General features: G+C 67.5%; 14 protein-coding genes. 10 read left to right on the plus strand and 4 right to left on the minus strand.

Going from position 1 to position 19,638, the window contains the following annotated elements; translation table 11 throughout:
- Positions 1 to 105 precede the first annotated feature (105 nt).
- The 3 genes from QRN25_RS15050 to QRN25_RS15060 form a co-directional block, all read right to left on the minus strand.
- Positions 106 to 1,152 (minus strand): substrate-binding domain-containing protein, encoded by a 1,047-nt coding sequence (locus tag QRN25_RS15050; RefSeq protein WP_285020125.1) that lies wholly within the window; start codon positions 1,150 to 1,152, stop codon positions 106 to 108.
- 114 nt (positions 1,153 to 1,266) lie between these two features.
- The gene (locus QRN25_RS15055) at positions 1,267 to 2,724 is read right to left on the minus strand and encodes a porin (protein ID WP_285020126.1); all 1,458 of its coding nucleotides are present in this window, start codon (positions 2,722 to 2,724) and stop codon (positions 1,267 to 1,269) included.
- Positions 2,725 to 2,909: 185 nt separating this feature from the next.
- The gene (locus QRN25_RS15060) at positions 2,910 to 3,899 is read right to left on the minus strand and encodes a sensor histidine kinase (protein ID WP_271184558.1); all 990 of its coding nucleotides are present in this window, start codon (positions 3,897 to 3,899) and stop codon (positions 2,910 to 2,912) included.
- 313 nt (positions 3,900 to 4,212) lie between these two features.
- Between QRN25_RS15060 and zwf the strand changes: the two genes are divergently transcribed.
- From zwf to QRN25_RS15085, 5 genes are all read left to right on the plus strand, one after another.
- Positions 4,213 to 5,655: a glucose-6-phosphate dehydrogenase gene (gene zwf, locus QRN25_RS15065; RefSeq protein ID WP_285020127.1), complete on the plus strand. Its 1,443-nt coding sequence runs from the start codon at positions 4,213 to 4,215 to the stop codon at positions 5,653 to 5,655.
- A 131-nt stretch (positions 5,656 to 5,786) separates the two neighbouring features.
- On the plus strand, positions 5,787 to 7,601 hold the full coding sequence (edd, locus tag QRN25_RS15070) for a phosphogluconate dehydratase (protein ID WP_285020128.1): 1,815 nt from the start codon (positions 5,787 to 5,789) through the stop codon (positions 7,599 to 7,601).
- The gene (locus QRN25_RS15075; protein WP_285020129.1) at positions 7,598 to 8,590 is read left to right on the plus strand and encodes a glucokinase; all 993 of its coding nucleotides are present in this window, start codon (positions 7,598 to 7,600) and stop codon (positions 8,588 to 8,590) included. The genes edd and QRN25_RS15075 overlap by 4 nt, the downstream gene beginning before the upstream one ends.
- Complete coding sequence (gene eda / locus QRN25_RS15080) at positions 8,590 to 9,216, plus strand: bifunctional 4-hydroxy-2-oxoglutarate aldolase/2-dehydro-3-deoxy-phosphogluconate aldolase (protein WP_285020130.1); 627 nt, start codon at positions 8,590 to 8,592, stop codon at positions 9,214 to 9,216. Before QRN25_RS15075 ends, eda begins: the two co-directional genes overlap by 1 nt.
- On the plus strand, positions 9,216 to 12,029 hold the full coding sequence (locus QRN25_RS15085) for a phosphoenolpyruvate carboxylase (protein ID WP_285020131.1): 2,814 nt from the start codon (positions 9,216 to 9,218) through the stop codon (positions 12,027 to 12,029). Before eda ends, QRN25_RS15085 begins: the two co-directional genes overlap by 1 nt.
- 225 nt (positions 12,030 to 12,254) lie before the next feature.
- Here QRN25_RS15085 and QRN25_RS15090 read toward each other — a convergent pair whose 3' ends face one another.
- Positions 12,255 to 13,319 (minus strand): NAD(P)H-dependent flavin oxidoreductase, encoded by a 1,065-nt coding sequence (locus QRN25_RS15090; RefSeq protein ID WP_285020132.1) that lies wholly within the window; start codon positions 13,317 to 13,319, stop codon positions 12,255 to 12,257.
- A 154-nt stretch (positions 13,320 to 13,473) separates the two neighbouring features.
- Here QRN25_RS15090 and QRN25_RS15095 point away from each other — a divergent pair, with 154 nt between their 5' ends.
- The 5 genes from QRN25_RS15095 (at position 13,474) to QRN25_RS15115 (ending at position 19,587) form a co-directional block, all read left to right on the plus strand.
- A complete protein-coding gene (locus QRN25_RS15095; RefSeq protein WP_285020133.1) occupies positions 13,474 to 14,496 on the plus strand; it encodes a 2-oxoadipate dioxygenase/decarboxylase family protein in 1,023 nt (340 codons plus the stop codon).
- Positions 14,493 to 15,914, plus strand: a complete 1,422-nt coding sequence (astD, locus tag QRN25_RS15100; protein WP_285020134.1) for a succinylglutamate-semialdehyde dehydrogenase — start codon at positions 14,493 to 14,495, stop codon at positions 15,912 to 15,914. The genes QRN25_RS15095 and astD overlap by 4 nt, the downstream gene beginning before the upstream one ends.
- Entirely contained in the window at positions 15,911 to 17,116 is a 1,206-nt protein-coding gene (locus tag QRN25_RS15105; RefSeq protein WP_285020135.1) for a hydrolase, read from the plus strand. Before astD ends, QRN25_RS15105 begins: the two co-directional genes overlap by 4 nt.
- Positions 17,113 to 18,123: an arginine N-succinyltransferase gene (locus tag QRN25_RS15110; protein ID WP_285020136.1), complete on the plus strand. Its 1,011-nt coding sequence runs from the start codon at positions 17,113 to 17,115 to the stop codon at positions 18,121 to 18,123. The genes QRN25_RS15105 and QRN25_RS15110 overlap by 4 nt, the downstream gene beginning before the upstream one ends.
- 198 nt (positions 18,124 to 18,321) lie before the next feature.
- Complete coding sequence (locus QRN25_RS15115; RefSeq protein WP_285020137.1) at positions 18,322 to 19,587, plus strand: N-succinylarginine dihydrolase; 1,266 nt, start codon at positions 18,322 to 18,324, stop codon at positions 19,585 to 19,587.
- The last annotated feature ends 51 nt before the right edge of the window (positions 19,588 to 19,638 follow it).

Raw genomic sequence — 19,638 nt, forward strand, 5'->3', positions numbered from 1 at the left:
CTGCAGGCCGAAGCAACCCAGGGCGGTTTGCACCTGCCTTGGGTTGCCGCGCGGCTGCGCCGCTCGCAATGACGATGCAAGGGATCGAAGCACCGTAGTGGGTTCTTACTTCAGCTCGGACGGATCGAGCGGGGTCATGTTCGCGACGATTTCGGCGCTCTTCTTGCGCACGTCCTCGGGCGCGATGACCATGCCCTTCTTCTGCAGGAGGCCGTCGGCGCCCCACGACTTCACCCACTCGGCAACGTAGCCCTGCAGGCTCTTGATCGGACCCAGGTGCTGCTTCTTGACGTAGATGTAGAGCGGACGCGCGCCGGGGTAGGAATAGTCCGAGATCGTCGCGTAAGTCGGGGTCACGCCCGACATCGGGATGCCCTTCAGGCTGTCCGGGTTCTCTTCGAGGAACGAGTAGCCGAAGATGCCGATGGCCTTGGCGTTCTGCGAGATCTTCTGGACGATCAGGTTGTCGTTCTCGCCGGCGTCCACGTAAGGGCCGTCCTCGCGGATGTCGTGGCAGATCGCCTCGTACTTGTTCTTGTCGCTGTCCTTGAGCGCCTTGGTGGCGGCATCGGTCTTGCAACCGGCCTCGAGGATCAGTTCCTTGAGCGCGTCACGCGTGCCCGAGGTCGAGGGCGGGCCGTAGACGAGGATCGGCTCGGTGGGGAGCGACGGATTGACGTCCTTCCAGGTCTTCGCGGTGTTGGGCTTGCCGAAGGGGTTGGCCGCCAGCGCCTTGTAGATGTCGGTCGGGGTCAGCTGGAAGCCGGGGCCGCTCTTCGATTCGGCGAAGGCGATGCCGTCGATGCCGACCTGGACCTCGACGATCTCCTTGACGCCGTTCTTCTGGCATTCCTCGAACTCGGACTTCTTTATCCGGCGCGAGGCGTCCTCGATATCGGGGTGCTGGGCGCCGACACCGGCGCAGAACAGCTTCATGCCCGCGCCCGTCCCGGTCGATTCGATGACCGGCGACTTCACACCCGCCGCCTTCGCGTAACCCTCGGCCACGGCGGTGGCGAAGGGATAGACGGTCGAGGAACCGACGGCGCGCACGAAATCGCGCGATCCGGCCGAGGAACCGCCCGAACCACCACAAGCGCTGAGCGCGGCGAGCGAGACGGCGGCGAAAATGAAGGTCTTGGTCGAACGCATTGGTAAACCCCCTTGGGCTTTGATCTTGAACTGCCCCCTATTGGTCTTTGATGACACTTTTGCGTCAATAACGTGACTAAGTGGGGGGTGTCTCGAAAATCCTGCGCGCAGGCCTCAATAATTCCACTGGATCTGGGCGCGCAGGACGTCGCCTTCGGCCTGTCCGGCGCGGCGTTCGTCGGCCTCGGCACGCTTCATGCGGGCATAGGAGAGCGTGAACTCGATCGGCTTCACCGGCGTCCATTCCACGCCCAGCTCGATATCGTTGGTATCGAGACGCGGCGCATTGACCGCACCCTTCCAGCCGCCCTTGTAGCGTTCCCACCGCGCATAGGGGATGACCCGCCCCGCGCCGAAGTCCGGCACGCGGTACATCAGCATTACATAGCCGCCGCTGGCATTGTGCGATTCGATCGTCTGCGTTCCGGTATCGAACTGCGGCCCGCGCCCGAAAGTCCACTCGGCCTGGATGCCGAAGGGCTGTGGATAGAGGATCGCGTGCGCCACCGCGCGGCGTTCGGTGAAGTTCTGCGCCGTCACCCCGCCCGCGCGCACTTCCGGCTTCACCTTGTTGTGCATCAGCGAGCCGCCCACTTCGAGCACCTGCCCGTCCAGCCCGATACCGTCGAGCCGCATCGGCCATGTCGCCATCGCCACCGACATCAGGCTCTCGTTGCGTTCCTGCCGGTTGACGCCCTGCCCGTTGAACACGCCGAAGCCGAAGGCGCCGTAATTGCCGAAAAGCTTCTGCCCGCCCGCTTCCAGTTCGTCCCAGATCGCCTGCACGCGGTCGGGCGTGTAGTAGGCGACGATGCCGAGGTCGCGCTCGCTGGGCACTCCGGCGTTGATCGCGTCGGTGCGGTCGAGCGGCACACGGTTGGAGGAGGACTGCAGGTTCTCCCACCCGAAAGGCACCTTGGACTGGCCGAACCGCACCTTCAGGCGCTGCGCCTTGTCGAGCGCGACGTCCACGTAGGCATCGCGCAGTTGAAGGAAGTTGTCGCGCCGCTCGCCCGAAGTCTGGTTGTTGACCGCGCTGGCGAAGTCGGGTTGCAGGTAGAACGAGACGCCGTGGCCGAGGTCGCCCTGCATCACGAGACGGATGCGGCGGAAGAAGAAGTTGCTGTCCGGGCCGATGCTGCCGTCCTGCACCGACCGCAGGCGCGAGCGGCCTGAAGGCGCGTCCTTGTCGCCCGAGATGATCTCGTTGAAGCGCATCTGGGTATAGCCGCGCAGCTTGATGCCGCTCGCGGTCTTGGCGAGCTTCGCCGGGATCGAGTTGGCTGCCGGGGCGGGCGGAGGAGCCTCAGCGGGCGTGGCCGGCCCTGCCGCGAGAGCTGGAACCGGCGTCGCGGCCGCATTCGGAAGCGGAGTCGCGGTCTGCGACGCCGTGCCCTTCGCCGCCGCAAGCTGCCCCTCGAGCGAGGTGATGCGCTGCGCCATCGCCTCCATCTGCGCGCGCATGGCGGCGAGGTCGGCCTGGGTGACCGAATCGGCGGACTGCGCTAGGACCGGGGAAACCCAGCCCAGGGCGACGACGAGCGCTATGGCGGAAACGGGCAATCTTCGCATGGCTGCGGATTGCATCACGATTGGGTTCAGGATTCGCGTCATTTCGATGACGCGAATATGTCCATCGAATGACACTTTGATGACGTCAAGCTTCCCACTCCAACCCCTCCGGCAAGCGGGAGGGGCGGAAAGCTTGCAAGCGAAGCGAGTTAGCCGGATGGGGGGCAACACCGGCCCCCGCGCGATCAGCCCTCCGCGCGCAGCGGCAGCATCAGCGAGGCGGTCGTCCCTACGCCCTGCCGGCTCTCGATGTCGAAGCGGCCGCGGTGGCGCTCGACGATATGCTTGACGATCGACAGGCCCAGCCCGGTTCCGCCCACCGCGCGGCTGCGACTGGTATCGGCGCGGTAGAAGCGCTCGGTCACGCGCGGCAGGTGTTCGGGGCCGATGCCCTCGCCCTCGTCGCGCACGGTGACGAGCACCCAGCCGGTGCTGGCGGCCTCCACAGAAACTTCCACGGGGCCTTCGGGCTTCGCATACTTGCGCGCATTGTCGATGAGGTTGCGCAGGACCTGCGAAAGCTGGCCGCGATCGCCCGCGATGACCGCTTCGGACTGGTTGGCCCGGACATGGACTTCCATCGTGCCCTTGAACTCTCCTGCCACTTCATGCGCCAGTGCGACGACATCGACGGTGTCCGAAGGCGCCTCGTGCTTCACCGCCTCAATGCGCGAAAGCGACATGAGGTCCGAAATCAGCGCCTGCATCCGCTGCGCCTCATGGCGGATGGTGCCCAGGAAGCGGTTGCGCAAGGCCTCGTCGCCGCCCGCCTTGGGGTTCATCAGCGTCTCGCAATAGCCGATGACGCTGGCGAGCGGGGTGCGCAGTTCGTGGCTGGCATTGGCGACGAAGTCGGCGTGGGACTTGGCCACGCTGACTCGCTCGGACAAGTCGTAGAGGCTGACCAGCCGCTCGTAGAGGCCGACGACCTTGCAGTCGACTTCCCATACCGACCCGCCGGTGGACAGCCCCTTCACCCGCGCCGAGCCGCCCTCGTCGCTGAGGATCGCGGCGACCGCGCGCGGCTCGCGAATGGCGATGCGCACGTCCTGCCCGACGATATGGGCGCCCAGCAGTGCCTTTGCCGCGCTGTTGGCGAAGCGCACCTGCCCCCGCACGATCATCATCGCGGGGGTCTGGAGGTGTTCGAGGAGGTGGACGCCCTCGATGCTCATGCCTGTAATGCTCCTGAGGTCGCGGTGGGTGTGCACCGAAGATTCAAATCCGCGCGTGACATGGTTCCAAGACACTATTGTTGCAACATTCGTATTCACCAACGCCGGAAATGACATTTCCGTGTCCATTCGCCCCTCGGCGAGTTTGGAAAACGTGCTTGCATGCCTTCAGCGCCCTAGCGCTCGGCGGCGGCCTTTGTTATGGCGCAACCGCATGGCGGTCCGCCCACAAGTGGACATGACGCCGTGCAGCCTTGAGAACAATCATCAACGGCTGCGAGGAGGAGCGCGGTCGTCCGGTGGAAAGGGTACCGTGACGCAATTCACTTCCGATCGCCTGCTCCTCTTCGGCGCCACGGGCGATCTTTCACGCAGGATGCTCCTCCCCTCGCTTTGCGCGCTCGACGCGGAAGGCCTGCTGGGTCCTGATATCGAAATCATCGGCACCGCCCGGTCGGACATGGACGACCAGGGCTTCCGCAACTTCGCGCGCGAATCGCTGGAGCAGTTCCTGCCCGCCGGTCGCCGCGGCAGCCTGGCGCAGTTCCTCAACCGGCTGAGCTACCAGCCGCTCGACGCCAACGACATCGACAGCTTCCACGCGCTGGCCGAGAAGGTGGGCACCCCGAAGCAGGGCCTGTCGATCTTCCTGTCCACCGCACCCAGCCTGTTCGAACCGACCATCCACGGTCTGGAGAAGAGCGGCCTTGCCAGCGGCAACGTGCGCATCGGGCTCGAAAAGCCGCTCGGGGTGGACCTCGCATCGAGCAAGGTCATCAATGACGCGGTGGCCAGCGCCTTCCCCGAGGACCGGATCTTCCGGATCGACCACTATCTCGGCAAGGAAACGGTGCAGAACATCCTGGCGCTGCGTTTCGCCAACCTGATGTTCGAGCCACTGTGGAACGCCGCGCATATCGACCACGTGCAGATCACCGTGGCCGAGACCGTGGGCCTCGAATCGCGCGTCGCCTATTACGACGACAGCGGCGCGCTGCGCGACATGGTGCAGAACCACATGCTCCAGTTGCTCGCCCTCGTGGCGATGGAGCCGCCGGTTTCCTACAACGCCACCTCGATCCGCAACGAGAAGGTCAAGGTCCTCCACTCGCTGCGTAAGGTGAAGCCCGAGGAAACCGTCACCGGCCAGTACCGCGCAGGCGCGATCACCGGCAAGGCCGTTCCCGGCTATGATGAAGAACTCGGCAAGGATTCGAACACCGAAACCTTCGTCGCGATCAAGGGCTTCATCGACAACTGGCGCTGGCAGGGCGTGCCCTTCTACATGCGCACCGGCAAGCGCCTGCCCAAGCGCACGACCGAGATCGTCGTGCAGTTCCGCGACGTGCCGCACTCGATCTTCCACGGTCGCGGCGCTAGGACGGTGCCCAACCGCCTCGTCATCGGCATCCAGCCGGAAGAGAACATCACCCTCTCGCTCATGGCCAAGGTGCCCGGGCTGGACCGTGACGGCTACGGCCTGCGCTCGGTGCCGCTGGCGATCACCCGCCCCGACGCCTTCGCCGACCACCAGCGCCGCATCGCCTACGAACGCCTGCTGCTCGACCTCATCGAAGGCGACCAGACCCTGTTCGTGCGCCGCGACGAAGTGGAAGCCCAATGGGAATGGATCGACGCGATCCGCTCCGGCTGGGAGGAACAGGCGCAGGAGCCCAAGACTTACACTGCAGGAAGCTGGGGGCCGTCCGCCGCGATCGCCCTCGCCGAACGCGACGGAGTAACCTGGCACGAGTGACCTCGTGCCAGCACCGAAGTTTGCTTGAGCAGGCCCATACGGGCCGGAATATAGCGATTGACACCGGTTACCTTCCCGCGCACATGCGGGGCGGGAAGAAGCCGGATGTCGCGAAAGACCAGGAGTAGACCATGACCAACCTCCACCCGGTGGTCGCGCGCGTCACCGACCGTATCATCGAACGGTCGAAGGACACCCGCGCGCGCTATCTCGACATGATCGCCCGCGAGACGGACCGCCATTCCGACCGCAGCTTCCTCTCGTGCTCCAACCTCGCGCACGGCTTCGCCGCCTCGGGCGAGGACAAGGCGACGATCGCCGGCAACAAGGCGGTCAACCTCGGCATCGTCACCGCCTACAACGACATGCTTTCGGCGCATCAGCCCTACGGCCGCTACCCCGAGCAGATGAAGCTGTTCGCACGTGAAGTCGGCGCCACGGCCCAGGTCGCGGGCGGCGTGCCCGCCATGTGCGACGGCGTGACGCAGGGCTTCGACGGCATGGAGCTGTCGCTGTTCAGCCGCGACGTCATCGCGCTGTCCACCGGCGTCGCCCTTAGCCACGCGATGTTCGACGGCATGGCGCTGCTGGGCATCTGCGACAAGATCGTCCCCGGCCTCGTCATCGGCGCGCTGCGCTTCGGCCACCTGCCCGCGATCTTCGTGCCCTCCGGCCCGATGCCCACCGGCATCTCCAACAAGGAGAAGCAGAAAGTCCGCCAGCTCTACGCCGAGGGCAAGGTCGGCCGCGAGGAACTGCTCGCCAGCGAAAGCGCCAGCTATCACTCGCCGGGCACTTGCACCTTCTACGGCACCGCCAACTCCAACCAGATGATGATGGAGATGATGGGCCTGCATATGCCCAACGCCGCGTTCGTGCCGCCGAACACCCCGCTGCGCACCGCGCTGACCCGCTCTGCCACGCACCGTCTGGCGGCGATGACCCGCAAGGGCGAGGACTATCGCCCGATGGCCAAGGTCGTGGACGAAAAGGCGATCGTCAACGCCATCGCCGGTCTGCTCGCCACCGGCGGCTCGACCAATCACGCGATCCACCTGCCCGCCATGGCGCGCGCGGGCGGCATCCTGATCGACTGGCAGGACTTCGACGAGCTTTCGGGCGTCGTGCCGCTCATCACCCGCGCCTATCCCAACGGTTCGGGCGACGTGAACCACTTCCACGCGGCGGGCGGCATGGCCTGGGTGATCCGCGAGCTGCTCGACAGCGGCCTCGCCCACCGGGACATCCTGACCGTGGCCGAAGGCGGCATGGACGCCTACGCGGACGAGCCGGTGCTGGTCGACGGCGAACTCGGCTGGACCCCCGCCCCGGCGGTCAGCGGCGACGACACGATGCTGCGCCCGGTCTCCAACCCGTTCCTGCCCGACGGCGGCATGCGTCTGGTGGACGGCAACCTGGGCCGCGGCACCTTCAAGACCAGCGCGGTCGATGCCGAACGCTGGACGATCGAGGCCCCGTGCCGCGTGTTCGACGATCAGGAAGGCGTGGCGAAGGCGTTCAAGGCCGGTGAGCTGGACAAGGACGTCATCGTCGTCGTCCGCTTCCAGGGCCCGCGCGCCAACGGCATGCCCGAACTGCACAAGCTGACCCCGCCGCTGGGCGTGCTGCAGGATCGCGGCCACAAGGTCGCGCTCGTTACGGACGGGCGCATGTCGGGCGCTTCGGGCAAGGTGCCCGCCGCGATCCACGTCACCCCGGAAGCCTTCGCAGGCGGCCCGCTGGCGTACTTGCGCGATGGCGATATCGTGCGTCTCTCGGCAGAGGACGGCACGATCTCCACCACCGCCGACCTTTCCGGCCGCGAACCCGCGCCGACCCCGCCGCCCGCGATGGGCACCGGCCGCGAACTCTTCGCGATGTTCCGCATCAATGCGTCGAGCGCCGAACACGGCGGTTCGTCGATGCTGGAGGTTGCCGGGCTGTGACGACGGAAATCGTAGCCGTCGACATCGGCGGCACTCACGCCCGCTTCGCCATCGCCACCATCGGCGATGACGGCCGGATCACGCTTGGCGAACCCGCCACGCTGCACACCAAGGACCACGGCAGCTTCCAGCTGGCGTGGGAGGCGTTCCGCGCCATGAACGGCGGCACCCTGCCCGATGCCGTCGCCATGTCGGTGGCGGGCCCGGTCGGCAACGAGGTCATCAAGTTCACCAACAACCCCTGGATCCTGCGCCCCGCGAAGATCCAGGAGATGCTTGGCCCCACGCGCCAGACCATCATCAACGACTTCGCGGCCGTCGCCCACGCCGTCGCCTGCGCGGACGAGAGCGACTTCCTCTATCTGACCGGCCCGGACGAGGCACTGCCCGCATCGGGCACGCTCAGCATCCTCGGCCCCGGCACCGGCCTTGGCGTGGCGCACCTCTACCGCGATGGCCGCCCTAGATCTGAGGGGGGCAGCTACCACGTCCAGGCGACCGAGGGCGGCCACACCGACTACGCCCCGCTCGACCAGATCGAGGACGCGATCCTCGCCCGCCTGCGCAAGCGCCACACCCGCGTCTCGGTGGAGCGCGTTGTCTCCGGCCCGGCCATCGTCGATATCTACGCGACGCTGGCCGCGATGGAGCACAAGGCCATCCACGAACTGACCGACGTGCAGATCTGGACCGCCGCCGCGGAAGGCACGGACAGCCTTGCCGTCGCCGCCGTGGACCGTTTCTGCCTCGCGCTCGGCGCGGCGGCGGGCGACTGCGCGCTGGCGCAGGGCGCCAGCGGCGTCGTCATCGCCGGTGGCCTTGGCTACCGCATCCGCGAGACCATCAAGACCTCGGGCTTTGCCGAGCGGTTCCGCGCCAAGGGCCGCTTCGCCGGCCTGATGGCCACGCTGCCCGTCAAGCTCATCACTCATCCGCAGCCCGGCCTATTCGGCGCAGCGGCCGCCTTCGCAAGGGAGCACCTCCAGTAATGACTACCGTATCCGAAGCCGTCGAAAAGGTCATGCGCCTCGCCCCGGTGATCCCGGTTTTGGTCATCGAGGACATCGAGCACGCCCTGCCGATCGCCGAAGCGCTCATCGCCGGTGGCCTGCCCGCGCTGGAGGTGACGCTGCGCACCGAATGCGCGATCGAGGCGATCAAGGTGATGAAGCAGGTCCCCGGCGCCGTCGTCGGCGCGGGTACGGTGCTGACGCCTGACGACCTCAAGCGTTCGATCGACGCGGGCGCCGAATTCATCGTCTCGCCCGGCCTGACGCCGAATCTGGCCGAAGCCGCCTACAAGTCGAAGATCCCCTTCCTTCCCGGCACCGCCAACGCCAGCGACGTGATGTTCGCGCTGGAATGCGGGTTCGATCGCCTGAAGTTCTTCCCGGCGATGGCAGCCGGCGGCCCGCCCGCGCTGAAGGCGATCTCGGCCCCGCTGATGGCCGCGAAGTTCTGCCCAACCGGCGGCGTCACCCCACAGAACGCGCCGGAATGGCTGGCGCTGGACGCGGTGATCTGCGTCGGTGGCAGCTGGATGGTCCCCAAGGGCAAGCCGGACGTCGCCAAGATCGAGGCCGAAGCACGCCTCGCAGCGGGCCTCGCCCGCTGATGGCGGCCGGGGGCACGGGCGCATTGGCGCTGGGCACCGTCGATGCACTCGACGCGCGCCTCAAGGAGCTGCACAAGCTCACGGCGGTGACGCCGCTGTTCAACCCCGTGTTCCAGCTCGGTCTGGAGCTGTCGCGGGCTCTGGAGAACGGCGAGATGTCTCTCGACGACATCGAGGCCCTCGTTTCCGAAATGGACTGCGAGGGGCTGCGCGCCCGCGCTTCCCGGCTCGACCGCATTCTGGGCACCATGCCCATCGCGGAGAACGACAAGGCGCTTGACGCCCTTGCCGCCAAGACCGCCGATGAAGACGACTTCACCGCCTTCGCCGTGCGCTGGCAGCGCCCGGCGGCGCATGTCGTCTTCACCGCGCACCCGACCTTCCTGCTGACCGCCGCGCAGACCGAAGCCGTCACGGCGTCCGCCTCCAACGGCGATTTCAGCGTGGCCTCGGTCTGCGTCGCCTCGCCCGCACGCGATACGATCACGCTCGATTCCGAGCATGACGCGGCGATGGCGGCGATGGCACGCGGCCAGAAGGCGCGTGATCGCATCAACGCCCGCCTGTTCGACCTTGCCGCCGCCCGCTGGCCGAAGCGCTGGAAGGGCCTGAACCCGATGCCGGTGCGCTTCGCCCACTGGGTCGGCTACGACATGGACGGCCGCACCGACATCTCGTGGTCCACCTCGATCCGCTACCGGCTTGAGGAAAAGGCCCAGCGTCTGGCCGGTTACGCTGAAGCGCTGGAGCAGGCCGCACCGGAAATCGCCGCACAGCTCTCCCGCGCCCACGCCCACACGGCCGAGGCCGTCGCTGCCTTCAAGCAGGATCTCACCGATCCCGAGGCGCTGTCTGCCGCTGCCAACGGCCTCACCGCCGAGCACGCCGACAAGATCATCAGCCTTGAAGGCGTGATCACCCGGCTCGAGGACGAGGCCCGCCACGCCGATCAGGAACAGGCCCGCGCCCTCCTCGTCACCGCCGCCGCGATGCGCGCCGACGGCCTCGGCATGGGCGGCATCCACTTCCGCGTGAACGCCTCGCAGCTGCAGAACGCGATCCGCCGCCGCATCGACCCGGATGGCAAGCTCAGCCTTGCCAGCCAGGCCGCGCTGGTGCGCATGCGCGAGCTGCTGGCCGAAGTGAAGCCGCTCAAGTCCAACTTCGCCGCGCTCGCGATCGAGAACAGCACCGCCGTGCGCCAGTTCCTCGCGATGGCGCAAATCCTCGGCCACATCGACGCCGACGCGCCGATCCGCATGCTCGTGGCCGAGTGCGAGGAGCCGACCACCGTGCTCGCCGCGCTCTACTTCGCGCGGATGTTCGGGATCGACGAGAAGGTCGACGTCTCCCCGCTGTTCGAAACCGAAACCGCGCTGGAACACGGTGGCCGCTTCCTCGACGCGGTGCTGGCCGAGCCGGCCTACCGCGATTACGCACGGCGGCGCGGCCGCGTCTCGATCCAGACCGGCTTCTCGGACGCGGGCCGCTTCGTCGGGCAGGTGCCCGCCGCGCTCGCCATCGAACGCCTGCAGGGCCGACTGTCGGAAGCCATGGCCGCCAACGGCCTGTCCGACGTCTGCGCGCTGATCTTCAACACCGGCGGCGAATCGATGGGTCGCGGTTGCCACCCGTCCAGCATCGACGACCGCTTCGACTGGCAGCTCTCGCCGTGGGCGCGCCGCCGCTTCCTGCGCGCAGGGATCAGGCTGGAGCCCGAAGTCAGCTTCCAGGGCGGCGACGGCTACCTCTGGTTCGGCTCGGACGAACTGGCGCTGGCCACGCTCACCCGGATGGCCGAGCGCCCGCTGTGGGATGCCGACGTCAACGTGCCGACGGACCTGTTCTATCGCCGCACCGACCTCAGCCTCGACTTCTACCGCGCGATACGTTCGGTGCAGCACGAGCATCTGGAAAGCTCGACCTACAGCCGCGCGATCACCGCGTTCGGTCTCGGCCTGCTGAACGACACCGGCAGCCGCAAGTCGCGCCGCCAGTCGGACCTTGCCTCCGACCGCTCGATGAACCTGCGCCAGATTCGCGCGATCCCGCATAACGCGATCCTGCAGCAGCTGGGTTACCCGGTGAACGTGATCGCCGGGATCGGCACCGCAGCGGACGGCAACCGCGAGGAAATCGCCGGGCTCCTGCGCGAATCCGCACGCGGCCGCCAGATCGTCCGCCTCGCCCGCGCCGCCAATGCGCTCGCCTCGATCAAGACCGTCTCGGCTTATGGCGAGCTGTTCAACTCGGCCTACTGGGCCAGCCGCCCCTATCGCGGCGGTGAGGAAAACATCGCCGACGCCTGCCTCAAGCTGGCCGAGTATCTGACCAAGGACGACCGTGCCGGGGTCTACCGCCGCCTTGCCTCGCGCCTGCGTGTCGATGCGCTGAAGCTGCACCGCCTGCTCGATCTCGTCCCCGACGAGGCCCCGCAGGCCGACCGCGAGCATACGCGCCGTTCGCTCGGCGTGCTGCACGCGCTGCGCATCGCGTTGTTCCAGCACATGTTCCTGCGCTCGGTGATGACCCCGCAGTTCAGCCGCGCCAACGACATCAGTCGCGACGACGTGCTGGAGATGTTCTTCACCCTGCGCGTCGAGGACGGCCTGGCCCAGCTGCGCCGCGCCTTCCCGGTGCATTTCCCCTCGATCAGCGACTTCGCGGTGGACGCACCCAGCGACTACCCGGATTCGAGCGCGACGGGCTATGCACAGATCCACAAGGACTTCATCGACCCGATCGCGCGGTCCTATGCGCTGTCGTTGCGGATCACCACCGCGCTGGCGAACGAGTTCGGCGCGCACGGGTGACGGGGATTTGAGGGCGTGGTTCCCTAGCCGGAACCACGCCCTCCCACACCTGTAACGCCCCCGTCACCCTGAACTCGTTTCAGGGTCCATCGAGCAATTGGTGCCGGAGCGTCGCTGCTCAAGCCGCGCTGTCGGTTTGCTGATCCAGCTACCGCGCTATCGGCGAAATGGACCCTGAAACGAGTTCAGGGTAACGGGAAATGGGTGAAAGATCGCGGGTCCGGACTAGCCCCGCGTCCTCGCGGCTTGCAGTTCCGTCATCAGAACTTCGACCAGTTTTGCAGCGGGCATCGTCCGCGCCAGCGGGGCGCCCTGCCCGGCCCACTGCGCTCCGAATCCGTACTCGCCCTTCGCCTTGGCCGCAGCATTCAGCGCCTTCCCGGCGTGATAGGTGATCGGATAGTCCGGCACCTGCCGCCCGCCCACCTCCGCCGCGAGCGCCGTGAAGCGGTTCGCCAGCGCCCGCGCGGGACGCCCTGACACCAGCGGCGTCAGTGTCGTGTGCCAGGCACCCGGCCCCTTGAGCGCTGCACGATAGCCCTCGTCCGCCGCCGATTCCGGGCAATCGATGAAGGCGGTCCCGAGTTGCGCCGCCACCGCGCCGAGATCGAGCGCGGCGGCGATCCCGGCGCCGTCCATGATGCCGCCCGCGGCAATCACCGGCAGTCCGGTTTCGAGCACCAGCAGCCGCGTCAGCGCCATAGTGCCGAGCCCGGGATCGGGCGCTCCGGGATCGAACATACCGCGATGACCGCCCGCCTCGATTCCTTGCGCGACCACGGCGTCAATCCCGGCTGCCGCGATGGCGCGCGCCTCATCGATATTCGTCGCCGTCGCCAGCATCACGATGCCCCGCTCGCGCAACGCGGCGATGGCATCGGCGGCGGGCAGGCCGAAATGAAAGCTCACCACCGGCGGCCGGGTCTCCAGCAACATCGCCAGCATCGCAGGATCATCCGCGAAACTCGTATAGGGCGATTGCAGAGCTTGTGGCGGCTCGGCCCCGAACTCGGCGAATAGCGGGCGCAGCCAGTCCAGCCACGCCGCTTCGCATGCGGCGTCGGCAACTGGCGTGCGATGGACGAACAGATTCACGTTGAAGGGGCGATCCGTACGCTCACGCAGTTCCCCGATCATGGCCCGCGCGCCGCCCGCATCCGTCGCGCCGACGCCGATCGAGCCAAGCGCCCCGGCGTTCGAGACTTCCGCCGCCAGCAGCGGAGTGCTGGTCCCGGCCATCGGTGCCTGAATGAGGGGCAGGCTCACGCCGAGCCTGTCGAGAAACACCATAACCCGCTCCATCCATTGACCTGATGGCCTTCTAAGCGCCTACCTTGAAAACACAAAGATGCTGCCTCGCAGGCTTCTTTCGCAGGGGCATGGACTTCCGCAAATGGCTTTCCTATGTTTCCCGTACACGCAATAAATGAACAACGGGGGATCGATGATTCCTGTATCTTCGGACTTTGGAACGCTCGCTCGCCTGCTCGGGCCGATTGTCGGTGAGGCCAAGGCGCAAGACGCTCTGGAGACGCTTCGGATCGCACCGGAACTGGCCGGATCGGCCGAGCGCGCCAGCCGCGCGCAAGTGGCCATGGCGCTCAACGCCGTGCTTTTCCTCGACCTTTTGGAGCGAGTACCAACCGCCGCCCGCTATATCGACCGGATGCGCGCCGCTGGTGAGCCGATTGTCTTCGACCACGGCGCCCTGCGCACGATCGACGGTGCGACCGGCGCGCTCCCCTCGGGACATGAGGCATTCGGCCGTTTCCTCGCTCCGCTGGGTTATGAAGTGCGCGGGCTCTACCCCCTGCCCGCGCTGACGATGACCGGGCGCGCCTATGTGCAGGTCGACCTGCCCGCCTCCGTGCCGCAGTTCTTCGTCTCCGAACTGCACATCGACCAGCTTCCCGGCACCGCGCAGGCCGCCGCAGCCGCCATATTCGGGGCGTCCGTCGATCCCTTAGGGGAAGCCGAGTGGGCCGCGCTCGATGCGCTCGCGCGCGATGGGGACTGTTCGATCGAGGACGGGGTGACCATTCTGCGCGGCGCACTGCGCTCCTTCGACCGGCAGCACCCCGCCCCGGCGCTCGCGGATTACGAGGCGCTGCTAGAGCACAGCAAGGAAGGTGCCTGGATCGCTACCGAGGGCAATGCCTTCAATCATGCAACCACCCGCGTGCCCGACGTAGAGGGCCATGCTGATTCTTTGAAATCAGAGGGTTATCCGCTGAAACCGGCTGTCGAGATCTCCCGCAACGGCCGCGTGCGGCAGACCGCAATCCTGGCCGACAAAGTCGCCCGGCCCTTCCGCCTGCCCGACGGCAGCGAGGTCATCCGCGAAGTTCCGGGGTCGTTCTACGAGTTCATTTCACGCGACATCGACCCGGAAACCGGCCTCCTCGACCTCACGTTCGACAGTGGCAATGCGACCGGAATCTTCGCGGTGACGAGGCAGCAGACATGACGACCCTCAAATCCTTCGATCCAGTTGACGGCACGCTCATCTGGGAGGGTGAAGTCGCTGATTCCGAAGCGGTTTCCGCTGCCCTGCTGCGTGCCCGCAAGGCGTTCGGTACGTGGTCGCGCCTTGGCACTCAACGGCACCTAGAGGGGGTCAAACGCTACCAAGCGGCGCTTGAGGCCCGCAAGGACGCACTCGCCGAGACCATAGCGCGCGAAACCGGCAAACCGCTCTGGGAAACCCGCACCGAAGTCGCCTCGATGATCGGCAAGGTCGGTATCTCGATCGCGGCGCAGGCCGAGCGCGCGGGCGAGAAGCGCACTGACATGCCGTTCGGGCAGGCCGTGCTGCGTCACCGTCCCCATGGCGTGATGGCGGTGCTCGGTCCGTTCAACTTTCCCGGCCACCTGCCCAATGGCCACATCATCCCCGCACTGCTCGCGGGCAACACGGTGGTCTTCAAGCCCTCCGAGATGACGCCCGCCACCGGCGCGCTGATGGCCGAGTGCTGGGCGGAGGCTCTGGCCGACCATCCTCACGTCTTCCAGTGCATCCAGGGCGGGCGCGAAACCGGCGAGACGCTGGTCGCGGGCGAAATCGACGGGCTGCTCTTCACCGGCTCGGCGGGCGCGGGCGCGCATTTCCGCCGCGTCTTCGCCGATCGGCCCGACGTGATCCTCGCCCTCGAACTGGGCGGCAACAATCCCCTGGTGGCCTGGGACGGCGACGTCGACGAGGCCGCGTCGGTCGTCGTGCAATCGGCCTTCATCACCACCGGCCAGCGCTGCTCCTGCGCGCGGCGGCTGATCGTTCCCGACAACGAGTTCGGCTCCGCGCTGGTGGAGGCCGTCGCGGCCCTCACCGACCGCATCGTCATCGGCGCCTGGAACGAGACGCCCGAGCCGTGGATTGGCCCGCTGATCTCCGATGCTGCCGCCGCCGCCGCGAAGGCCCGCTTCGACGGCCTCGTGACACGCGGCGCCAAGGTGATCCGCCCCTTCAACGGCGTCGAGGGCCGCTCCGCCGCCTTCGTCACCCCCGCCATGCTCGACGTGACCGGCGTGTTCGTGCCGGACGAGGAAATCTTCGCCCCCGTCCTGCAGGTCAGCCGCGTGCCGGACTTCGACGCCGCGATTGAAGCCGCGAACAACACCCGCTTCGGTCTCTCCGCCGGGCTCGTAAGCGCCGACGACGCACTGTGGGAGCGCTTCCTCGTCGAATGCCGCGCGGGCGTGGTCAACCGCAACCGCCCGACCACCGGAGCGGCGGGCTCGATGCCCTTCGGCGGACTTGGCGAGAGCGGCAACCACCGGCCGAGCGCCTACTACGCCGCCGATTACTGCGCCTACCCGGTCGCCAGCTTCGAAGCCGCCGACGCTTCGGGCAACGCAGGCGCCCTGAACGGCAAGCTCAGGCCATGAGCGCGCTTTCGGGCGAGGAACTGGACCTGCTCGAACCGATCGAGCACGCGCCGATCCTCGACCGGACGCTGGACTGGGCCGCGATCAACAGCGGCACCGGCAATCTCGACGGCCTTTCGGCGATGGCGGACCGGCTGGCCCACGCCTTCGCCGCGCTGCCGGGCGAGGTCCGCCTCGTCGATCCCGCGCCGGTTGAGAAAGTCGACGGCAAGGGCCACTTGCGCGAAGTCGGACACGGTCGCCACCTCGTCCTGTCGGTCCGGCCCGAGGCCGACCACCGGGTGATCCTGACCGGCCACATGGACACCGTCTACGCCCGCGAGCACCCGTTCCAGAGCTGCACCTGGCTCGACGCGGACACCCTGAACGGCCCCGGCACCGCCGACATGAAGGGTGGCCTGTCACTGATGCTCGCGGGGCTCCTCGCCTTCGAGCACGGTACGCCGATGATGGGCTACGACGTGCTCATCAACAGCGACGAGGAGACCGGCTCGCTGTCCTCCGCCGCGCTGATCGCGCAGTTGGCGCAAGGCAAGCTCGCGGCGCTGACGTACGAGCCCGGCCTGCCCGACGGCTCGATGGCCCGCGCGCGGCCGGGTTCGGGCAATTACGCCGCCGTCGTCACCGGGCTTTCCGCCCATGCCGGGCGCAATCCGCAGGACGGGCGCAATGCCGTGCTTGCCGCCAGCGACCTCGCGCTGCGGCTTGCGGCGGGCATTCGTGATGGGCTGACCATCAACCCCGCCCGGATCGAGGGCGGCACGCCCAACAACACCGTGCCCGACCTCGCGATCCTGCATTTCAACTTGCGCCCCCGCTCGCCGGAACTGGCGGAAATCGCCCGCGCGCTGGTGGAGGCCGCCGTCGCCGAGGTCAGCGCGGTGCACGACGTCCATATCCACCTCCACGGCCACGTATCGCGCCCGCCCAAGCCGATCACGCCGAAGACCGAGGCGCTGTTCGGCCTCGTCAGCAAGGCCGCCACCGATCTCGGCCAGCCGATGCGTTGGCAGGACACTGGCGGCGTGTGCGACGGCAACAACATCGCCGCCTGCGGCGTTCCCGTGCTCGACACGATGGGGGCGCTGGGCGGCTCGATCCATTCACCGCAGGAGTTCATGATCGCCAGTTCGCTAGACGCCCGCGCCCGCCTTACGGCCCTCGTCCTGCACCGTCTCGACAGGGGAGCACTGCACGCATGACCTTCCTGCTGCGCACTGCACGAGAGGGCGATCTCGAAGCGCTCTACCGCATGGCCAAGGGCACCGGCGGCGGCTTCACCAACCTGCCGCCCGACAAGCCGACGCTGAAAGGCAAGCTGGAACGCGCCGCCAAATGCTTCGCCCGCGACGACGGCGAAATCGCCAACGACCTGTTCGCCTTCATCCTCGAAGACACCGAAACCGGGAAGGTGCGCGGCACCTGTCAGGCGTTCTCGCAAGTGGGCACCGAACTGCCGTTCTACTCCTACCGCATCGGCCGCATCACCCAGCATTCCAAGGAACTCGACCGCACCTTCCGCGCCGAAATGCTGACCCTCTCCACCGACCTCGACGGGGCGAGCGAAGTCGGCGGGCTCTATCTCGACGCCACCGAGCGTTCGGCGGGTGTCGGCAAGCTGCTGGCCCGCAGCCGCTACCTGTTCATCGCCATGCACCGCGAGCGTTTCGGCGAGACGACCTTGGCCGAGCTGCGCGGCGCCATCGACGATGCGGGCAACTCGCCGTTCTGGGACGGCCTCGCGGGCCGCTTCTTCGACATGAGTTTCCGCGACGCCGACGAGTTCAACGCCAAGCACGGCAACCAGTTCATCGCCGACCTGATGCCCAAGCACCCGATCTACACCGCGCTGCTCTCCGAAGGCGCGCGGCAGGTGATGGGCCAGCCACACTATTCCGGCCGCCCGGCGATGCGGATGCTGGAAAGCGAGGGCTTCGCCTTCCAGAACTACATCGACATCTTCGACGGCGGCCCGACGATGATCGCGAAGACCGATGGCATCCGCACGGTGAAACAGGCGAAGACGGTGACGGTATCGGCGGTGGTCCCGGTGCAGGAAAGCGAGCCGACGCACCTGATCGCAACCGGGCGGCTGGCGGATTTCCGCGCCTGCCTCGGCTGCGTGAGCGAGGATGGCGCGCTGGACGAGGCGGCGGCGGCGCTGCTGGGGGTCGGCGTGGGCGATGCGGTGACGGTCGCTCCGGCGTGATCCTCCACTTTCGTCATTGCGAGCGCAGCGAAGCAATCCAGGGCAGTCTTAGGCCGCCCTGGATTGCTTCGCTGCGCTCGCAATGACGAGTAAGGGTGGCACCCGAGTGCTGAACCTGTCGGAGCATCGAAGCCCCTCTGACAGGGTCTCCGCCCGAAACCATTTTCCTACACCGCCCCTGACAGCTAGGCTCCCCGAATGCGCACAGAGATCAACTTCGACGGCATCGTCGGCCCCAGCCACAACTATGCAGGACTGAGCCTGGGCAACCTCGCCTCGACGAAGAACTTCGGCAAGGTGTCCGCCCCGCGCACCGCCGCGCTGCAGGGGCTGGCGAAGATGCGCGCCAATCTCGAGCGCGGGCTGGCGCAGGGCTTCTTCCTCCCCCAGCGCCGCCCCGACGAGGTGTGGCTTCACCAGCTCGGCACCACGGTCGAGGCCGCAGACGCGGTCCTGCGCGCCAACTCCCTGTCGGCCTCCTCGATGTGGGCGGCGAATGCGGCGACGGTCTCGCCCGCGGCAGACACGGCGGACGGACGCTGCCACCTCACCGTCGCCAACCTCGTGACGATGCCTCACCGCAGCCACGAATGGCGCGAAACGCTGGCGCAACTTCAGATCGCCTTCGCAAACGAGGCGCACTTCGCCGTCCACGCGCCGATCCCTGCGCCCTTCGGCGACGAGGGCGCGGCCAACCACATGCGGCTGTGCGCGGGCCACGACACGCCGGGCATCGAAGTCTTCGTCTATGGCGTGACCCCAAGTACCGGGGCCGCCCCCTACCCCGCCCGCCAGCATCGCGAGGCAAGCGAAGCCGTCGCGCGCATTCACGGCCTCTCGCCGACGCGCACTGTCTTCGCCCGCCAGTCGGACGAGGCGATCGCGGCGGGCGCGTTCCACAACGATGTCGTCGCCGTGGCCAACGAGCGCGTGCTGTTCACCCACGAACTCGCTTTCGCCGACCGCGATGCGCTCTATGCGGAGCTGCGTGCGAAGCTGCCGGAGATCGAGATCGTCGAAGTCCCCGCCGCCGAGGTCAGTCTGGCCGACGCGATCACCTCGTACCTGTTCAACGCCCAGCTGGTGACGCTGCCCTCGGGAGAGGCCGCGCTGGTGCTCCCCGGCGAAGCGCGCGAGACGCCCTCGGTCTGGCGCTGGCTGGAGGCACATGTCGCGGGGAACGGCCCGATCCGCCACCTCTTCGTGCACGACCTGCGCGAAAGCATGGCGAACGGCGGCGGCCCCGCATGCCTGCGCCTGCGCGTCGTCGCCGATCCCGCGACGATCGATCCGCGCTTCATCGCGAGCCCGGAAAAACTGGACCGGATCGAGGCGCTGGTCGCCCGCCTCTGGCCCGAGCACATCGCAGTGGAAGACCTCGCCAGCCCTGCGCTATGGGCCGCCTGCGTGGAGGCGCGCTCGGCTCTGTGCAGGGAACTGGGGCTGGAGGAACTGGCGGGATAATTCCTCACTTGCGCGAGGTCCTTTGCTAGTTCCGCTTTTTGCAATGGCCTC

This window comes from Novosphingobium sp. fls2-241-R2A-195 (assembly GCF_030209485.1).
Classification (GTDB): domain Bacteria; phylum Pseudomonadota; class Alphaproteobacteria; order Sphingomonadales; family Sphingomonadaceae; genus Novosphingobium; species Novosphingobium resinovorum.